Annotated in this window: 2 protein-coding genes; both read left to right on the top strand. The window is 44.7% G+C overall.

The features are described 5' to 3' along the window. Positions 1-130: 130 nt before the first annotated feature. Positions 131-532 carry a hypothetical protein gene (locus Xhom_RS24915; RefSeq protein ID WP_145957524.1) on the top strand — a complete coding sequence of 134 codons (402 nt, stop codon included), beginning with the start codon at positions 131-133 and terminating at the stop codon, positions 530-532. A gap of 40 nt (positions 533-572) precedes the next feature. Next, a complete protein-coding gene (locus Xhom_RS24910) occupies positions 573-1,055 on the top strand; it encodes a hypothetical protein (protein WP_069316227.1) in 483 nt (160 codons plus the stop codon). Positions 1,056-1,233 lie beyond the last annotated feature (178 nt).

Genomic DNA, 1,233 nt, shown 5'->3' with positions numbered 1-1,233 from the left:
CAGGAACGGGCGCAACAAATGGCTCAATCGTTGATGCCTGCTGCTATCAGTCAAGCGTTGGATGAGGCGATACGAACGGCTAAGTAGTAACTGGGACCGCGGTCCCAGTTAAACCAATATAAGGAACTTAATGATGAAATTCAAACAATTACCCTATGAATCACAACAGGCAGCACGAGAAGCTTTAGTGAATGCACTCAATATAGAAATGGAGTCTCGCCGCTATATTGATGAGAGCAGGGCGAAATACATCGCCCGAAATATTAGGGACAGCTTTATCGCGCTTGAAACAGAAGATCCTAAAAGGGGCAGCGGAAGCGATGAAGAAGATGAAGACGCGGGCAAGAATGTCAAGCTGTGCGATTGTATATTGGTCGGTGGTATTGATACTCAGGCGGATATGACTTGCGGTACGGTATACGGCTGCAAGCAGAAAGGACCCGCTGATTTTGAGGACATACTCAAACAGCGGAACAAAGAGTTAGAGACCTTAGCCGCGCTCACAATGGCTAATCTGGTCTCAAAAATATGAACTGGGACCGCGGTCCCAACAAACTTATAAGGCGTGTTATATGGAAACTCAAATGCAGCTAGCGCAAGAAGCTATCGCTCGCCTGAAATCGATGAGCAGGCAAGAACTTCTGTCTGTTCTTATTAAAGCAGGAGTTGCTGACGCTGATGCCGCAGCGCCTTCTGTCGACGAAAGTGAAGGAGGCGTTGCCGATGCTTTTAAAGAATTTAAAGATAAGCTGAGAGATAACATAAACGTTAGAGTTTATAAAAAGGACGAACTTCTAATTATTGAATCAAGCCTTTATGTGCCTTGGTGTGATTCTGGTAAAAACTATCTAAAGGTGGCTAATATTTTTGACCCTAGTCAACCAATAAAGAGAGAGGTTGGACACCCTATAACCCTTGAAATGAGAGTGGCTTTAGTCTACGAGCATATTGTGAATGCGCAAAAAGAAAACCTCATGTCAAGTGTAGAGTATTACATGAAAGCGGGAGTAGCAGACGCTGATGATACAGCGCCGGAGGCAAAAGAAGTCGGGTAACGTGAGGTAACAGAGATGGTAACCCGCATAATTTTTTGGGTCCTTCCTAAGCCTTTGATATATCACGGGCATTGCGCGCCGCGATATTTCACTAGCTACAAAATTTTGAAATTTGGGTAACAGGTAACACGAGGGTAACAGATGAACCAGTCCGAATTTGCCAAATTACACGGTGTCA

This window comes from Xenorhabdus hominickii, assembly GCF_002632725.1.
Classification (GTDB): Bacteria; Pseudomonadota; Gammaproteobacteria; order Enterobacterales; family Enterobacteriaceae; genus Xenorhabdus; species Xenorhabdus hominickii.
Note: the sequence above shows the minus strand (reverse complement) of the source record. Positions and strands in the feature narration are given on the sequence as shown.